Raw genomic sequence first — 18,352 nt, forward strand, 5'->3', positions numbered from 1 at the left:
GTACGGGGTGACGTCCTGCTTGGGTAACGGCATGTTACCTAACCCTTTGGTAACTATATGATTACTGAACCGAATTGATTCGAAGACGAGAACGTATTTAGTTACATTGAGTGGGAGTGAAAACTCCCACTTCTTTTTCTTTTCAAGCTCACTTCTATTATTTATATACCGTATATAGCTAGGTATATTCACTATCCATAAAGACATCATTCTTTGGTTGATGCAATTAATTTTTGCCAGTAGAATCCATTTTACCAAATCGAATATCTAAGCCTTATCAGCTTAAAATCACCGCAGCCATAAATTTACCAATATTGGTTGTGGAGACGTTACATGCATTTAGTTTGCAAATTTATACCGGGCTCTAAGTTAACGGAAAATGAGCTCCAATTTGTCCTTACACCTGATGAGTGTATAGGGCAGCTTTCGCGTATGCGAAAATTATCAGACGTATTAAGTCAGCTTCCTAAATCTCTTTCCGAACAGTTGGCGCCCTCTGCAAAAAAAGACCTTCACAGCCTTTTTATTGCCATTAATAACCAACTTAGCAGTGCTCAGTGGGTGGCAACATCGCCGCTTAATCGAAAAGCGCCGATCTCACAAGCTCAGCTCAAAGCCACGCCCAAATTCGCAGCTTTAATCGAAAGTGTTTCCGGTTCACAAACCGGCCAAGTGCATAAAGCCGCTTATCAAATGGTGACGGATGATGTGCCGTTGCCACGCGTCATGACGTACACGCCAGTGACGCCATCGCCTGATCACAAAATTGTGGTGGAATTTGCTGGTCAGTGGCCAAGCAACGCGGCGTGCTTAATGCTCGGTAAAACAGAAGCGCAAAAAGAAAAAGTCACGGTCAGTCGAGTTGACCATGATCATAAACACCGCAGCTTGGCGACATTTAAAGACCTAGAGAACGAACCAAAAACGCTCTACATCCGCATTCCATGCCCAGGCCAGCCAACCCCCATTTTGCTTAAACTGGCAGAAGATTTAACCCCCGTCGATAAAGACACCAAAATGGATGAGTGGGATAACGTGCTGGTGCCGGTTAGGCCGCTTGCCTACCTCGACAGCAGTTTGGATAAAGCCAAGGCCTCTGAGCTTCAAGGCGGCTACTTATACGTATTTTGGAACAACAAACTTTGGCGTGAATTGGAAATTACCGAAAAAGGCTATTACCAAGACATTGACGTTGAGTATTACCGTCAACTTGAAGCAGAAGAGCAGCAAAAAGAGCAGCCACGAAATATTCCACGAGTGGCAGACGGATTTGCCATGCCACATATTTGGATGCCTTACAAAATCGCCGGAGAAGTGCAACAGCAAGAGACTGGCTTAAAGCTGATGTTCTCACCCAAACAAAAGCGCTTTAGTCAAATTGAGGCGCTGGAATCAGATACTGATAAACTCGCTGCTGCCAGTACACCACTTGATGAGCTGTCCATTTACAGTGATTCGCAAATCTTTTCTGCTCAAGAACATACCTCAGATGTGGTCAGCGCGATCGTTCACGCCGTTACCGAAGACGATATGCCGTGGCTAAGCGCCCAGCAAACCGTGGTGCGCAGCTTTGATAACAGTAACACCGTAGTGGCGTATGTTGATGGGAAAAATAGCGGGCTTTTCTTTAAGCTCGATGTGGGTACATCAAAATTAACCGCCAGAAATACGCTGTATGTTATCGATAGTAACAGCGACTACAGTGAAGCGTTTGAATTAGAGCATGTATCGGGGCTTGAACACGACTGGCAACAAACCTTGATTAGCGGTTTGCCTGCTGATGGCGAGTTTACCTTTTCGTTGGTGAATGATTTAGACCCGGATAGCCGGCAAGTGATCTTTAGCCAAGTGACTTATCAGCAGCTGTTTACAACACCGGAATTTGAGGAGGCTCCAGAGCCAGTGGCGTTGGAAGAGTCGTATGTAAAAGCTATCCCTGAGAAAGAATATCAAAACTTCCAAACTATTTTTACAGATTGGGCGCTATAGCGCCTCGATATTGGATTGATTATGAAAAAAACAACAAAGTTAGGCTTAAGCGTCGTCGCTGCTGCATTGGTTTCTATTGGTAGTTACTTAGGCTATTCGTATATAAAAGAGCAAAGTCGTATTGACCAAATTGCAAATCAATTACGTATTTTACGTGGTCAGTCGGATACGTGGAGTCACACTTATAAGTTTGATCTGCCCTCAACCCCAGTTGTGGGAGATTGGCATAATGAAGATTTAAAAGTGCCACAAATTTTATTTACCGTGCCCAATGACGACAAATCAAAAATTAGTATTTGGGCTGCAGGTATTGATGGTACAGGTCTTGAACTACTGATCCCCGAAGGAGAAGTGGGTTTAACGCCCCACGTTACGTTTGGGACGTCTGCGGATTATTCGCGTTTTATATCACGCTCGCCTAACGGACGCTATGTACTAGTGCCACAAAAAGGGGGCTTGGTGCTTTATGATTTAAAGACTAAAGAAAAGACCTTTATTAAAGGAGTGTCTCAGTCTGCTACACGCGTACTTTGGCATCCGGATAGTTCACAAGTTGTTATCTCACATTCTGACTCTTTAATTAAAGTGATGTTACCAAGTAAACAAGTCACCACCCTAGACGATACATATGGCGATATTGCGGGTATGGCGTTAGAGGGGGATTGGACAAATAAAGTTCTAAGCCGAAAAGATAACCGACTGTATGTCCAGTTAGAACGTAATGGAGGAGGATGGTTTTCTTGCCGAGGCAGCTATGTTGTCGATAACTTTGAGCCGGATATCAAAACGTGTGGTAACACTCTGGTTATTGACTTAGACAGTTTGAAAATCGTTGATTACGGCGATTATATACCAGATGAATATCAATGTCGGCCTAATGGTAGTTGGATGGGTGATGCATTTAATTGCGGTTCTGATATTTATATTCCAGGAATTCCCGCGAAGCACGTAGGAAATGCATCAGTCACTCTAAATCCTGTACTTGTTCATTATAATCCTAAAGAGTCTTGGTTTCTTTCAACTGCTTTTTCCAGCCTTGCTCGTTATACCCCTAATGCCACGAAAACTAGCCCTGTAGTTAAAATGGGATACAACTATCGCTACTTTAAAAATGGGGAATGGGAGATTATCAAAGATATGGGTTTATCTTTTAGTCGTTATGTCATTGAACATATAGACGATAATAACTGGAGCCAGTATTTATATCCTCCGGTTAGTTATGAAGATTTAAATAAAGCCAAAGCACGTTTAAAGGAGCAGGGTTATGACTACTAATAGCTCTAAAACGATTAAGGCGATTAATCTCTATTTGATGGGGCAACTTACCGGGCCTTCTGGTGAGGCGATAGCAGGTAATGGGTTGCACCCATTACCTGGCTATATGCTGTCTTTGCCGAATAATCAGAGTGAAGCACAAAAAGATTTAAGCAGTAGCCAAAATCAAGCGCCGATTTATATCAGTGATTCAAGTGGGCGCTTACAGGGGGTAAATAGTCAGTTAGAAAATTCGGATTCCCTCGCCAAGCCTGATGCTCAACTAACGTCATCTCCCTTAGTGTTGAATATTGCAGCGGGCAAAAAAGTTGAAGTTCAAACGGTATTTATTCCTGAACATTTGTTACCACTTGCAGTGATGAGCGGTAAAACGTCGTGGGCGCGCGACATACATTCTATTGCTAAAAAAATAACGACAAAGCTTCCTGAAGATAACAATCAAATTTTGACTGTTCAAAATATTCTATCTGAAGATATTCGTGCTGATTTAGAAGATAAGTCGTTTTTTATGTCACCGGAAAATGCTGAGATTTTCACTCAAGCAGCGCAAAATGCGGAGGTTTCACTTGGTGGAAATCAAGACGCGTATAAAGAGTTATATAAGCGGATTTACAGTGGTCAGTTTGACCATGATTTTTATTATCTACGCGTTCCACAAGTGTGGACCATTAACTTAGTGTTCTCTGCCGATTATTTTGCTGGCGCTAAAGTGACCATATCTGGCTATCCCGAAGCGCTTAAAATTCAAGGCGATGGAGATAAGGGCGCGAGTTTACCCACCAGCTATGTCCGTAAAGTGGACTATTACGACTATTCTGATTCTTCTTCGAAAACAAAGGATAAACTGCAGCAGTATATTGCCACATTTTGGATTGTTGGGGGAGAACTAGATACTAAAGAACAGTTAGAACAGCTTTGTCGTTTTGATATTGATTTAAATACGGCAAGTAAATTTGCCAGTGATGTAGGTAATGATGTTGCTTATGTCGATGAATGTTTAGCAAATCTTAATATACCAGAAAACTGTTATTCACTATCAGAACAAGTACTTCATTTACCAATCCAATCGATTGCTGGGCGTAGTGTTCTTGTTTCTGGTGACCCGATAACCGTGGAAGAGGCGCTATTTCAACACGCACCGCAGCGCTTTAAACACTTGGTTGATTGGGCAAAAAATCAACCTTATACCAAAGACAATCAGCCGCAGTCCGGCAATGTGCCGAGTGTAAATCTACTTAATACGCTAGGGACCTATAAAAGTGTGATTGAGGTCAGCACCTCTGGGGTATTAAACGGACCCAGTATGACCACCATGCTAAAAGCGTTTAGCGCCGGATTGAGTGCAGGAATAAACGATGGTGGTAGGCCGATAGAGCAAAATGCGTTAAAAACTATGCAAGCGGCGATTAACCTTAATGGGGCTGCAGGCGGATTTATTGATTTTACCAATAAACTACCTGAGCTAAGCCAAGATAATATTAAAACGTTTAACAAATTGGCGGACATTTTTAAGTGGAGCGACAAGGTTGCAACGATAGCGGATAAGTCGGTCACTTATATTCCAAAGGAACTTCAGCAATTTTGGCATAACGTCGACTCAAAAGTGATATCACCACTTAAACCCATGGCCAAAGCTATCGAGTATTCACTTGATAAGCCGTTTGGTTACGCTCAACTTATTTCGACTGGATTAGGCGTTGGTGAGAAATTTGAAGCATCCAATAATAGCTTCAATTCTTATCTTGAGAAATCTCAGGACTACGCAGTAAAAACACAGTCAGGATTAAAACAATTCCTTACTTTAGAAAGTGAGGACGCCAAAAAAGATCTAGTCGAGCAAGAAACAAACTATAAGCAAGAACTTATCGACAAATTCCAAAAGCAACCTGAAGGTAAAGTGATCATTCAGGGTTCATCTTCTGAACCAGGAAAACCGATCATCTTAAGATTATTCTTCAATTTTGACAGTGCCAGTAATGCACTGGCACCAGAAGATTTGGAGCTGATAAGTAAGATTTCGGGTTATTTGGAAAATACTCAAGCAGAGATGGAGCTTCGGATTCGAGGTTATACCTGTGATTTAGGTTCGACTAAATATAATCTTGACCTATCTTCTCGCCGTGCCAAGACGTTGAAACAGGCAATCGTTAAGGAACTCAGCGTTGAGCAACAGATACGCTGGCAGCATCGTATTATCACTGTAGGTATGGGTGAACAAGACCCTATAAGTCAAGATAAGAGAAGTCTGAATCGACGGGCGGAAGTTGAATTCTTTTTACATTCTGCACTCGAATATCCGGTGTGTCGTAGTTGGATGCTTGGGCTTGAAAAGCGTCGTCAAGCTTCGGTTATCAGCGCCTTAGACAAAGATAATGCGCTGCAAGAGTTTGCTGGCCAATCGTTTGACCTTGCCCTAGGTATCGCAGCAACGGCGTTGGGGCCAGAACTTGCACTTTGCTACGCTGTTTATTGGCTTGGCAACACGGTTTATTCGGTCTATCAAGCCGCACAACTATGGCTAGAAGGCCAGTCAGCTGAGCTAAATAAGCAACTGGATAAATTTTCTGAATTTGATGTTATTGCGCAGTCGTTGATATTAAAAGAGAGCGATGCCTTTGAAGAGCTGAGTGTATTAGGGCGCGCTTATCTTAAACGCTCTCTTGCATTGAATGGGCTAATGCGTCTCCTGTTGCAAGAAAACTATATGGAGAAGGCTCCAAGTGTTGATACCCATAATGGGTCGGATCATACCATTACCTCATTTGGTTCATCCTCAAACAAAATAGATTTGGATATTGAAGGATATATCAATACTTTTCTATTAAGTGATGACTGGGAGGTTGGAAATCGTTGGTTCACTTCTTTCCACTTGGATGAAGTTTGGTTAGAAACCAAAGGGTTATCGGAGCATGGTGGGAGCGAATCCCTAAAAAGTTACTACGCGATGGCCAACTATATTTCTTACGCTATTAAGCAGTCAGATGAAAATGAGAGCGTTGTCGATCAGGCGCAAAAATATCAAAAATACTGCCCTGTACATACATTATCTGATAAGTCATTAAAGTCATTGAGAGATATGGTTAAAGCGCCAGATATACGATCTTTGGACAGCAATATTTATAAAGACTTCTATATATCTGTACGTAAAAATGGCTCTAAAACATGGCAATCGTTAGATAAAGTCTTAGCTGATGATGGCTACATCACTCCAACCGATGAGGTTCGAGTGTTAACGCTGTTAGATATGTCTCATCAAAATCTTCAAAAGATAGAGCCAGATCTCTTGAAGCTGGTGCCTATTAGTGTGCGTCCAGTACGTATTAATCGCTTCTTTGACGATCTTGGTAGTTATACAACCGAGTATGTACGCCAATTAGACACGGAGTCATTGACGGATAATGAGCAGTCGTGGCTTAAAGACAATAAATATCTAACTGATAAGAGTACAACGTTATATGGTGCGGTTGTTACACCAACATACTATTTCGGCAGAAGTATAATTACTGGCATTAAACCGATCGATGATGATTTCGATAGCAATGAATGGCTAGCGCTTTATGGTAAACCCAAAGATAATGAGTCTTATGAATACCGTATGCGCTATAAACTTGAAGTAGCGGTAGCTGGAGCCAGTAGCACAGAGAAAACTGTTACTTATACGCGGACATACAATTTCACCGACGATCCTAAGCAAGCTTTCAATGTCGATAACTCATCTATTTTCGAGTTATCTATGCGGGAGAAGGAGCATGGTTATTTGTATGAAAAGAGCTTTTTGGCTCGCAAAGGGAAAAAAGCAATCACTTACCCTGCAATTTTCTCTGAACCTAAGGTAAATATTTATGTGAAGGACGCTAACGCACAAGCTTTAATTCCCGGAGATGAATATTCTGATGCGCTTAATGCCCTTGGATGGACTAAAGATACACCGATGTACGATGTATGGAATAATGAAACGCGGTTGTTGGTTATTGTAAGTTCAAAAGCCCACAGTGACGTTGCTAAAGTCCTAAATGACGGGGGATTCGATCCTAACTCTATTCCTGTCGACATGTATCTAACGGCAAACGCACGTGGTAAGCAGTACCGGATAAAGTTAAACAAGGCGAATAGCCTAATCCCGTTAGGTAGAATGACGTTTGATAAAGACACGCACACTGTCAGTTTTTCAGAAAAGGCTCTACCTACCGATCAAGTTGAACTGATTGACTTTAGCAATAAGCTAAAGTCAAATTTGAAGACACTATGGAGTGATTTCGCTGTTAAAGATCATTCTTTCTTTAGCGGCGATATTTTTAATGGTGAACCTGAAGATACTGATTTATATGCAGTTGAGCTTTCCCTCGATTATCTCAATGTCACTGGAAAGAAAGTGCTTGGGGTTAGACCTTTCTTACATGCTCAGAACCAACGACCGCAGATCCGAGTGGAGGTAACGGGAAAAGATGGCTCTCAGTTAATTGAGGAAAAATCCAATCGAATCACGCTATCACCCATTGACGTCACAGAAGCAAGTTTTTTAGATGCTAGAACAATCAACTATGCAGACGAATGGTATGCGATGGATAAAGGTAAGTTTGAGAATGTAAAATCCTACCACAGCATTCGTAGTGATAATTTTGATGATAATGTGGTTAGGGATGTCAAGTATAAGGCCCATAATGAAACGAAATTGTCGATATGGATGAATGCAGCGCCCAAGTTTACTGATTATCAACAAGCGATAAATACGCCGCTTTCGGATGAAAGAAAGGCGTTATTATCTAAGTGGTTGTTGAATGACTTCTAATAAAAAACCGCCTTCGGGCGGTTTTTTATTGACTGACGTATTAAACCCTAACAGGGTTAGGGAATTAACTGGCGGCTGAGATATCGTACTTTTTCATTTTGTGGTTTAAGGTACTCAGCGGCAGCGAGAGTTGTTCTGCAGCCTTTTTGGTGTGCCAATTACACGCATTGAGGCAGTCAAGAATTACGGTCTTTTCGTATTCGCCGACGGCTTCTTTAAGACTCACCGTAGCTTCGTCGAGCAGGGCTTCTTCTTGTCGCGTGCTTACTAACTCTTCATCTTGCTCGTCAATCTGCGCTTGCACTGGCTCAGGTGGCGCGACCACACTGACAGCTTGCTCTGGCGTTTCAAACCCTTCGCCAATTTCGACTTGGGTAATGGTTTCAAAATCGGAGAGCAGAACGGCGCGTTCAACGATATTTTTCAGTTCACGCACATTACCTGGGTAGCTGTACTCAAGCAGTTGCTTACGTACGTTGGCGCTCAGCCCCGGCGCTTGTGGTAACCCTAATGACTTCGCACTTTGCTGCACAAAGTGTTCCGCTAAAGGCAAAATATCGGTATCACGATCACGAAGTGGCGGCAGGGTAATTGGGAACACATTCAAACGATAGAATAAGTCCGCACGAAACTCTCCGGCTTTGATTTTTTCCATCAAATGGCAGTGGGTGGCGGCAACCACGCGCACATCAACTTCAATCTCTTTGCTCGCTCCGACTGGGCGAACTTTACGTTCTTGCAGTACTCGCAGCAGTTTCGCTTGCAGTAACAGTGGCATATCGCCGATTTCATCGAGAAACAGCGTACCGCCATCAGCGGCTTCAAATAGGCCAACTTTGTCTTTGTCTGCGCCCGTAAATGAGCCTTTCTTATGACCAAATAATTCAGACTCTAACAACTGCTCAGGAATAGCCGCGCAGTTTTGCACAATCAGCGGCGCTTTTGAGCGGTTAGAATTTTCATGAATGTACTTAGCAATTACTTCTTTACCCGCGCCAGTTTCACCACGTAGCAGAACATCGACAGGCAGCGCTAGCACTTTGTCTAAACGGCGCAGGACTTCGAGCATCTGTTCGCTTTCCGCTATCGGGCCATCGTAATGGCTTTGTTTGCGTTTTTTAAGCTGCTGATTCTCTCGGGCGAGGGCGGCATTGTCCTCACTGAGGCTTTTGATCATTTGACCGTATTGCTCAAGCCAAGCGGCTTGGCGAATACTGTTTGCGGCCATATGGCAAAATGAGGTGAGGGCGTCTTCGTTGTCAATCACGTTAAGATCAAACAGCGCCAGCAAGCCAATGGTTTTGCGATCGTCATCGACCAGTGGCCACGCCAGCAAGTTTTGGCTGCGTAGCCTCATGTTCAGCTCTATCTGATAAATCGCGTCACAATCGTAGCCGTTGTACTGATATAAGTCGTTAATCAGCACCACTTCACCATTATGAATCGCGTAGCTAAATGGGTCGGTTTCGCTTGCTAGATCAAGCGACAGAGGCTTCCACGGATGTGAAACCATAGGTTTTTCGTTGTGATGAACAATGCTGGGAATCAGTGCTTGCCCCGTTTGGTCAAGCACATAAATTATCCCATGTTTAGACAGCGTCATTTGCCGCGCAGCGGTGAGCACCGCATCGAGCGTTTGCGCAAGCTGAGTGCGATCAGCCAAAGACTGGCTGATCGCGAGCAGAGCGCTACTCAGATCATTCTGATTAGCTGAACGCATAGGCTAGCGTTCCTTGCTCATCCACAGACACCGTGATTTGTGTGTGTGAATCATCTTTATCGTTCATCAACAATTGAGTGGATAGCTGAGGCAGTAACTGTCGGTTAATGACTGCGTCGATGTTACGTGCGCCCGTCTCCGCTAAGCGGCAGTTACCCAGTACAAACTCGACCAAATTATCGTCATAGCTAAGCTCAAGTTTGTGGTGGCTTTTCAAACGCTCAGACACTTTACCAAGCTTGTGGTGAATAATGTTGGTCATTGCATCATCAGAAAGCGGGACATATGGCAATACATTCATACGTGCAAGGAGCGCAGGTTTGAAGTATTGATTCAGCGTTGGGCGAATCGCTTCGGCAATCACGCTGGCTTCGATGTCTTTTGATTGTTGAACCAAAGATTCAATTTCGTGAGTGGCGAGATTACTGGTCATCAAAATCAAGGTGTTTTTGAAATCAATGGTGCGGCCTTCACCGTCATTTAGCGTACCTTTATCAAATACTTGATAGAAAAGGTTCATCACTTCCGGATCGGCTTTTTCAACTTCATCAAGTAACACAACGGAATAAGGGCGCTGGCGAACCGCTTCAGTCAGCATACCGCCTTCACCGTAACCAACGTAACCCGGAGGTGAGCCAATTAAACGTGACACCGTGTGCTTCTCTTGAAACTCCGACATGTTGATGGTGGTCATAAAGCGCTCACCGCCAAACAATTGGTCAGCAATGGCACGTGCCGTTTCAGTTTTACCAACACCACTTGGACCCACTAATAAGAATACGCCCGTCGGCGCTTCTGGGTTGCCTAAGCCAGTTTTCGCCGTTTGAATGCCTTGTGCAAGGGCATCAATCGCGTATTCTTGGCCTTTGATGGCGGCGATAAGGTTATCTTTTAAGTTCAGCGTGGTTTGCGCTTCATCTTCAAGCATTTTGCCCATTGGAATGCCTGTCCAGTCAGAGATGACGTGGCTGACTTCATCTGGGCCGACTTCAAAATGAACCAGTGGATTTCCTTGGCGAATGGCATCAAGCTGCTCTTGGCATGCAGCGATTTCGGCGCGCACTTGTTGCTCGTTAAGCTCGGCGTATGGTGAAACCTCTTGTTCATCGTCTTCTGGTTCCGGTTGGGATTCTCCCGAAACCAACTGATTAAGACGCTGACGTAGAGCGATCATTTGATCGATCTGATCTTTTTCTTGTTTCCACTGCGCCTCTTGGACGTCCAATTCAGCTTGGGTTGCTTGCATATCTGCTTTGAGATCCGGAATACCGGCTAAGCTGTGCTTATCACCAGTTTGTTGCAGGGCATCGCGTTCTAATGCTTCAAGCTCACGGCTTTGCGCTGCCAATTTTTGTTGCAGCGCTTCGACCGATGAAGGCACTGCATTAAGGCTGATGTTGACGCGCGCACAGGCGGTATCCAGCACATCAATCGCTTTGTCCGGCAGTTGGCGCCCTGAAATATAACGTGCAGACAACGCGGCGGCAGCGGTAATCGCATCATCGCGAACATAGACATTGTGTGATTTTTCATACGCTGGTCGCAGGCCGCGAATAATCAGCGCGGCTTGATCAGGTGATGGCTCATCTAATTTCACCAGTTGGAAACGGCGGGCAAGGGCTGGATCTTTTTCAAAATATTTCTTGTATTCCGACCAGGTGGTGGCCGCGATGGTTTTGACTTCGCCGCGCGCAAGGGCCGGTTTTAGCAGGTTAGCTGCATCGCTGCCACCGGCTTGGTTTCCACCACCAACCAGGGTATGCGCTTCATCGATGAATAAAATGATCGGGGTTGGTGAGTTTTTCACTTCGTCCAATACGGCATTAAGGCGTTTTTCAAATTCACCTTTAACGCTAGCACCTGCTTGTAAAAGCCCCATATCCAAGCCGTAAAGTTCAACACCTTTGAGGTTATCAGGCACTTCACCTTGGACAATTTTCAGCGCTAAGCCCTCAACCACGGCAGTTTTACCAACGCCCGGTTCACCGACGGCAATCGGGTTGTTTTTACGGCGACGCGCGAGAATATCAACGATTTGGCGAATCTCTTGGTCACGGCAAAAGACAGGGTCAATCTCGCCTTTGCGCGCCTTGCCTGTGAAGTCGGTGGTGAATTTGCTCAGCGCTGAACCGTCTTCACGTGCTTGGGTTTTTTCCGATGTCGCCACTTGCGCTTCAATGGATTGGCTCGTGAGTTCAGCAAAGTTACGTTTTAGGCTATCTGGGTTGACGCTTTCAAGAATCGTTGAGTAGCTTTGTTGCCCATAGCGTAGAGGGTTACTGACTAATGTCAGCAGTAGGGCACCGGTGCGAATATGGGTTTGTGATAAATCGAGTGAGGACATCATCCAACTTTCTTGAAGCCACTCAATCAATAAAGAAGAGAAAACGGGTTTACCGCCGTTACCTGTCGAAGTGCCATCTAATGACGAACGAACTGACTGACGCAGTAGGTTTTCTGAACAGTCAAAATGGGCAAGCAGGACATCGAAATCGCTATTGGGGCGCTCGAGCAAGCTTAAAAGATAGTGTTCAATTTGAACTTCATTGGCCATTTCTGATACTGCCAGCGCCGCTGCATCTTCGAGCGCAACCTTAGCAATAGGGTGAAGACGTTGTATCAGTGAAGAAAGATTAATATTTATCATGCTTATTTTAGTAAGTTCGTGAGTGAATGAAATAAGCGCAATTATACTAAACAATAGAAAAGCTTTTTTTTAAGCCGTGGTTTTTACTAGGCCATTTTAGGTATTTTAATCTAGGTTGTTTTCTTTATTTATCTCTATATAGAATCGAATTCTTTCGAAACGTTTTTTTTATTAGTTAAAGTAACTTTGTTTATAGTTAATCTAACTTATTTTACATTTTGGAACCCCGTTACTTTGCCTTTGTGAGTCGATAACAATAAATTAGGAAGCTGAAACCATTTCTTGTGAAATTTTCCAAAATATTGGAAATGATAATTATGTTTATAATGACCATATTTAATTAAGTTGTTGAAAAATATGGTAATTAAAAGTTGGCATGCTGATTGCTTTAATGATTTCAGGTCGCGGTGATAAGCGATTTGGTGAACTCAAGTAAATTAAATTTCGATTTTAAATAAAGAAGGAAATAACAATGCCAACTCCAGCATATATGTCTATCTCTGGTGAAACTCAAGGTGATATCACTAAAGACACTTACTCTGCAGATTCAGTCGGTAACTCATGGCAAGAAGCTCACGTTGACGAATTCCTAGTTCAAGAACTAGACCACGTTCTTACTATTCCACGTGACCCTCAAAGTGGTCAACCTACTGGTCAACGTGTTCACAAACCTGTTGTTGTGACTAAAGTTCAAGACCGTAGCTCTCCACTACTATTTAACGCACTTGTTTCTGGTGAAAAACTTCCTGAGTGTGTTATCCGTTTCTACCGTACTTCTGTACAAGGTAAGCAAGAGCATTACTACTCAATCAAATTGATCGATGCGCTATTGGTTGACATGCAAACTCGCATGAACCACTGCCAAGATGCAGCAACGTCTGACCGCGTAACTGAAGAAGTTCTTAAGTTCACTTACCGTGCAATCGAAGTGACTCACGAAACTTGTGGTACTGCTGGTAACGACGACTGGCGTGCGCCACGCGAAGCATAATCGCTACGCATTATTTATGAGGGCCAATGCTTGTTGGCCCTTATTCCTTTATTAGTATCAGGTAAAAGATATGGTTAATGATGTAGAATTTAAATTTCAAGTTCCTGATTCAGGGCATGAATTCAAAGTAGAAAGTTTTCAGGTAACAGAAGAACTCTCAAAACCATTTCGAGTTAGTTTATCATTACTTTCACTTGATGCTGATATCACCTTTGATGAGCTGATTCGCAAACCAGCTCATCTAATGCTATTTGGCCAAGGGGTAGGAACCGCAAGACATTTTAGTGGTGTGATCAATGAAGTCCGTTATTTAGGAACGGGGCGTCGTTTTTCGCGCTATCAAATTACCCTTGTGCCGCAACTTTGGTTCCTGACTCAACGTCAAGACTTGCGTATTTTTCAGCAAAAAACGGCACCGGAAATCATCTCTGAAGTTCTCGATGGTGCATCAGTTACTGATTACCGTTTAGAGCTCTCTGGTAACTACACTTCCAAAGAATACGTATTGCAATATCGCGAGACTGATAGCCATTTTGTCCAGCGCATGTTGGCTGAGCACGGGATGTGGTATTACTTTGAACACAATGACACCACGCACACCATGGTCATCGTTGACAGTAACGATACGATTGCAGATTTAGTCAGTACGCCTTTGAACGGCTCTTATCTTGGCCCGATTGTCTACCATTCTGATGCAGGCGGCGTTGCTGATCGTGAACATATCACCGACCTTGAGCTCGTAAACCGCGTCAAGACCGGCATGGTTACCTACACCGATTACAACTACGAACAGCCCAAAATTCCACAGGAAATGAGCGCTAATGGCGAGCTTGATCAAGACTTAGCACTGTTTGATTTCCCTGGCCGTTATGTCGATCCCGCCGATGGGCAAGTTCGCTCTGGCGAATGGATGGCTGATCACGTGGTGGAAAACCGACAAGTAGAAGCATCGAGTGATGTGATGCGCTTGGCGACCGGTTATAGCTTCAATATCGGCGACCATCCGCGTGCGGAAATCAACCGTGATTACTTGATGATTTCTGTGACCCACAGTGGCCATAATCCGCAAGTACACGAAGATGAAGCCAGCGGCTTACCTACCACGTACCATAACCAATTTGTGTGTATTCCACGTGATGTCGAATACAAAGCGCCAAAATTGCCTGCCCCTATGGTTGATGGCCCGCAAACAGCGGTTGTTGTTGGCCCTGCGGGGGAAGAAATTTACACCGATAACCTTGGCCGAATTAAAGTTCAATTCCACTGGGATCGTTACGGCGCCCAAGATGAGCATTCAAGCTGTTGGATTCGTGTCAGCCAGTCTATGGCGGCGCCAACATGGGGCGCCGTGTATTTACCACGTATCGGCCATGAAGTCGTAGTGACCTTCCTAGAAGGGGATCCTGACCGTCCACTGGTCACTGGCGCTGTGTATAACGGGCTGCATTTCCCTCCGTACTCGTTGCCAGAAAACAAAACGCGGACTACATTCCGTACTCAAACTCACAAAGGCACTGGCTACAACGAACTGAGTTTTGAAGACGAAGCCAACCAAGAAGAAATCTATATTCACGCCCAAAAAGACATGTCAACCAAGGTGCTGAATAACCGTTATCGCGATATCGGTCAAGACGAGTTCTTGAAAGTGGCTCGCCACCAAACCAATGAAGTCAAAGGCGACCATAAAGAAACGATTGAAGGGCACAAAACCACACAGGTTAATAGCACCTTTACCGAAACCGTCGAGCAAGACGTCACGGTGACTTATAACGCCAACGAAATTCAAAATGTTAAAAACGACAGCACCTTAGAAATTGGTGATAACCGCACCACCAACATCGGTAAAAATGACGATCTAGATGTGGGTGAAAACAGTAACCTAACGGTCGGCGCATCACGAAGTGCCGACATCGGTGCCGATGATAACCAAACCGTGGGGGGCAACCTAACTGTCTCAGTCAAAGGCAATACGTCTTATAAAGCAGATGGGGCAACTCAGGTGATCAGCGGCGACAAAATCGTTCTTAAAACCGGTGGGTCATCATTGGTTATGAGCAGTGATGGCACGATCAAATTAAGCGGTTCAGCAATCACCATTGAAGGTAGCGACAAAGTCGTGGTGAAAGGCGGCAACGTAGCGATTAACTAATTATGCAAAAAGATTTGGAATTAAATGAAATCCAACTCTTCGAACAGCAAGAACCACGTGTTCCTTGCTGTTCGCGTTTTGGCACCATTATTGGCATTAATGAATCATTAGACAGCGTTCGAGTAGATTTTGAAGGAAACCCATTTGGGCAACCTATTTCTGCAAGGCTAGGGCGCAATTTTAAAAAGGCTGAGCTCCAATTGGCGATCGACAATCGCTTCCAATGTCGTATTGAGTTTATTAATGATGACATCAGTTTACCGATGGTCACTGATATTTTGTTTTCGATTTTGGATGATTCTGACGAACTCGTCCTCAAAGCGAAACGAATTGTTATCGAAGGTGAACAAGAGGTGATGGTACGCAGTGGTGATACAGAGACTCGCTATAGTGGGCGTGATAATCGAGTCACCACCAAGGCCAAATACGTCACTTCACAAGCAGAAAAAGCCCAGAAAATACAAGGTGGCACCGTTGCTATCAACTAACAGTGAAATGGGCAGAGAAGGTTAAATGCGGCAAAGAATTAGTGTTGAACATATTGAAGAGCCATTGAGTGCAGAGGTTCGACAATCTTACCTTGATGGCATTGAACTGGAGATAAACCAATTGAGCCAACTGGATCCTATCTGGTTGGCTTTTTGCCAAGAAAAATTAGGGCTCGCCAACGAGTCTCTGAATTTCATTCTCAATCAGTGGTTACGTCTTCATCAACGAGGCTTCCCAAGCCATGAACTTGACTACCTGCGCTTAATAGAACGTCAAAACCGTGCGTTAAAAGATGTCTATGTAGCAATGTTTCGTCTCGCGCCTGGATTGATTTATCAGCTCAAGAACAGTGAACCGCAGATTTTCGTTTGGTTGATGCTGCAACCGGAATTTGGCCAATCTCAGCAGCATCGTGTGGTTGGTTTAGAAAACCTGAGTCAATTGACCCCCATACAAGCCAATATACTGGTTGTGCAATCTTCGCTTGATGCGCTGGATAGGGATCTGGTGAGCTTGATAGAAGGGGAGGCTCCTTATGCTGAGCCGTGCTTTCAGTGGCTTAAACTGCGTCAAACCTTATCCACTTCTTTGTGTAAACGCTGGCTCAAATTTGAGCGTATTGACGAACGAGCGCTCAATACCACGTTGGCTCAATTGAATGATCGCGATGCGATAGAGTGGCTCGATGAACATGCCAGTGGCGAGCAAATGTTGTATGAACGTTTGCTTGTTAAGCAGGACAGAAACACTTGGTTTCGCCAGTACTTCGGAATTGAACCAGCGGCTTTACCCTCTGCGATGGTGGCAACCTATGCCAAACTTCTCGAGCTGAAAGAGTTTGAATGGTTTGATATTCAAAGTGAACATGCGGCCTATCACTATGCCTTAGTCGGTGACACCCAGTGGACAAAATCCGTGATTGAGCATTTAGCCACGGTAGATGAAAGTGACGGCGAAACCTGGTTGCAGGCTCTGTATGTCGTTTACGGTGAGCGTCTTCCACTCAACCATTTGCAACTTGGTATCGACTATCAGTGGGAAGAGGCCGTTGCCAATTTACAAACTTGGCTCGAAACCGGGGATGAGCAACTTTCACTGCCTAGCCGTTTGGGCTTTGCCTTTGGCTTTGAATCTTCGCTACGGGCGATGTCGGATAGTGCAATCAGTGCTGATTTTCGAGATTGGATTTGGCGTCAGATTTGCCTCGGTGCTCGAGTCTACGTGCCATGGGACATGTCAATGCCGACTCGACAGCAGCAACAGATATTAGACAAGTTAAAGCAGAACAAGCCTGCGATGGACCGCTTTAATCTGAGGAATGATCATGCAGTTATGGGATATTGAACAGCACCCAACACTCGCGATTAAGGGGCGTTTTCAACGTGATGAAAATGGCCATGAGGTTTGGGTTGTCAGTGTTAAGCGTGTGTGGAGTTTTACTCAGCAGCAGTGGCTTGCGGCTGATGACATTGAGATCTACGATGACCCTCTTTATGCGGGGGAGCCCGGTTTTTCTGCCTTGGTGCATGACCATGAGTTTCCAATTTATCGCCAAAATACCGATGTGATTGTGTCGGGTAAAGCACGCACTTATGCCAAACGACCAGTAACATCGATGGAATGTCGCGTGTTACTGGATGGTCACATTGACAAAACCTTAGTGGTGCATGGACCCAGAGATTGGATTGAGCATGCAGGTAGTGTGACGGTGTCACTTGCAAAGGATTTTGTCACTCAAGAGATGGATTACCGCTTTGCGTTGGGCGGCGATGAAGCACGTAACCGCCTTGGTGGCGGCGTTGCCAGTAACAATCGCGACTTACTAAACCAATCGGTTCCGAGTGTGTTTTATCCCAAAGAGGATTGGAGCGCGGATACCAAAAAGGTTCGCGTCGCAGGTTTTGGTCCACTACCGCCTTTCTTCCAGCAACGATATCAATGGGCAGGGACCTTTGATGAGCAGTGGCAGGAGAGCCGTCGTCCTTTGTTACCGTTGGATTTTGATCGTCGTTATTATCAGTGCGCACCGGAAGATCAACAGTGTAAAGGGTATCTGCAAGGGGGAGAACGCTTGATGCTAAGCGGCTTTAATCATGATGATATTCTCTCTTTTCGATTTCCCAAGCAGCGTTATTTGGCCTCGGCGCATTTTAATGACGAGGTGTTACAACAACCTCTCGAGCTTTATACCGTATTTGTCGATACTGAGCAGCAAACGTTGTCTTTGACTTACACCACCTCATTTGCGTGCCAAGACAAAGAGCACCTACTTAAAAACACCGAAATTCAGACAATCTGATAGG

Annotated in this window: 10 protein-coding genes; 8 read left to right on the forward strand and 2 right to left on the reverse strand. The window is 44.5% G+C overall.

The features are described from left to right. Positions 1-333 precede the first annotated feature (333 nt). The 3 genes from ACFFUV_RS03780 (at position 334) to ACFFUV_RS03790 (ending at position 8,053) form a co-directional block, all read left to right on the forward strand. Positions 334-1,989 (forward strand): hypothetical protein, encoded by a 1,656-nt coding sequence (locus ACFFUV_RS03780; RefSeq protein ID WP_390189806.1) that lies wholly within the window; start codon positions 334-336, stop codon positions 1,987-1,989. 21 nt (positions 1,990-2,010) lie between these two features. Next, positions 2,011-3,264: a hypothetical protein gene (locus ACFFUV_RS03785; protein ID WP_390189808.1), complete on the forward strand. Its 1,254-nt coding sequence runs from the start codon at positions 2,011-2,013 to the stop codon at positions 3,262-3,264. A gap of 280 nt (positions 3,265-3,544) precedes the next feature. Next, on the forward strand, positions 3,545-8,053 hold the full coding sequence (locus ACFFUV_RS03790; protein WP_390189810.1) for an OmpA family protein: 4,509 nt from the start codon (positions 3,545-3,547) through the stop codon (positions 8,051-8,053). A gap of 64 nt (positions 8,054-8,117) precedes the next feature. Here the strand turns inward: ACFFUV_RS03790 and ACFFUV_RS03795 are convergent, their stop codons facing one another. After that, entirely contained in the window at positions 8,118-9,773 is a 1,656-nt protein-coding gene (locus tag ACFFUV_RS03795) for a sigma-54-dependent Fis family transcriptional regulator (protein ID WP_390189812.1), read from the reverse strand. Then, positions 9,760-12,420, reverse strand: a complete 2,661-nt coding sequence (gene tssH, locus ACFFUV_RS03800; RefSeq protein WP_390189814.1) for a type VI secretion system ATPase TssH — start codon at positions 12,418-12,420, stop codon at positions 9,760-9,762. Before tssH ends, ACFFUV_RS03795 begins: the two co-directional genes overlap by 14 nt. Before the next feature lie 472 nt (positions 12,421-12,892). Here tssH and ACFFUV_RS03805 point away from each other — a divergent pair, with 472 nt between their 5' ends. The 5 genes from ACFFUV_RS03805 (at position 12,893) to ACFFUV_RS03825 (ending at position 18,348) form a co-directional block, all read left to right on the forward strand. Next, positions 12,893-13,411, forward strand: a complete 519-nt coding sequence (locus ACFFUV_RS03805; RefSeq protein ID WP_390189815.1) for an Hcp family type VI secretion system effector — start codon at positions 12,893-12,895, stop codon at positions 13,409-13,411. 70 nt (positions 13,412-13,481) lie between these two features. After that, positions 13,482-15,560: a type VI secretion system tip protein TssI/VgrG gene (locus tag ACFFUV_RS03810; RefSeq protein WP_390189816.1), complete on the forward strand. Its 2,079-nt coding sequence runs from the start codon at positions 13,482-13,484 to the stop codon at positions 15,558-15,560. A gap of 2 nt (positions 15,561-15,562) precedes the next feature. Further along, entirely contained in the window at positions 15,563-16,048 is a 486-nt protein-coding gene (locus ACFFUV_RS03815) for a hypothetical protein (RefSeq protein ID WP_390189818.1), read from the forward strand. 25 nt (positions 16,049-16,073) lie between these two features. Then, positions 16,074-17,393: a hypothetical protein gene (locus ACFFUV_RS03820; protein ID WP_390189819.1), complete on the forward strand. Its 1,320-nt coding sequence runs from the start codon at positions 16,074-16,076 to the stop codon at positions 17,391-17,393. After that, positions 17,374-18,348, forward strand: coding sequence for a DUF2169 family type VI secretion system accessory protein (locus tag ACFFUV_RS03825; RefSeq protein ID WP_390189821.1), 975 nt, complete (start codon positions 17,374-17,376; stop codon positions 18,346-18,348). Before ACFFUV_RS03820 ends, ACFFUV_RS03825 begins: the two co-directional genes overlap by 20 nt. Positions 18,349-18,352 lie beyond the last annotated feature (4 nt).

This window comes from Vibrio olivae (assembly GCF_042428525.1).
Classification (GTDB): Bacteria; Pseudomonadota; Gammaproteobacteria; order Enterobacterales; family Vibrionaceae; genus Vibrio; species Vibrio olivae.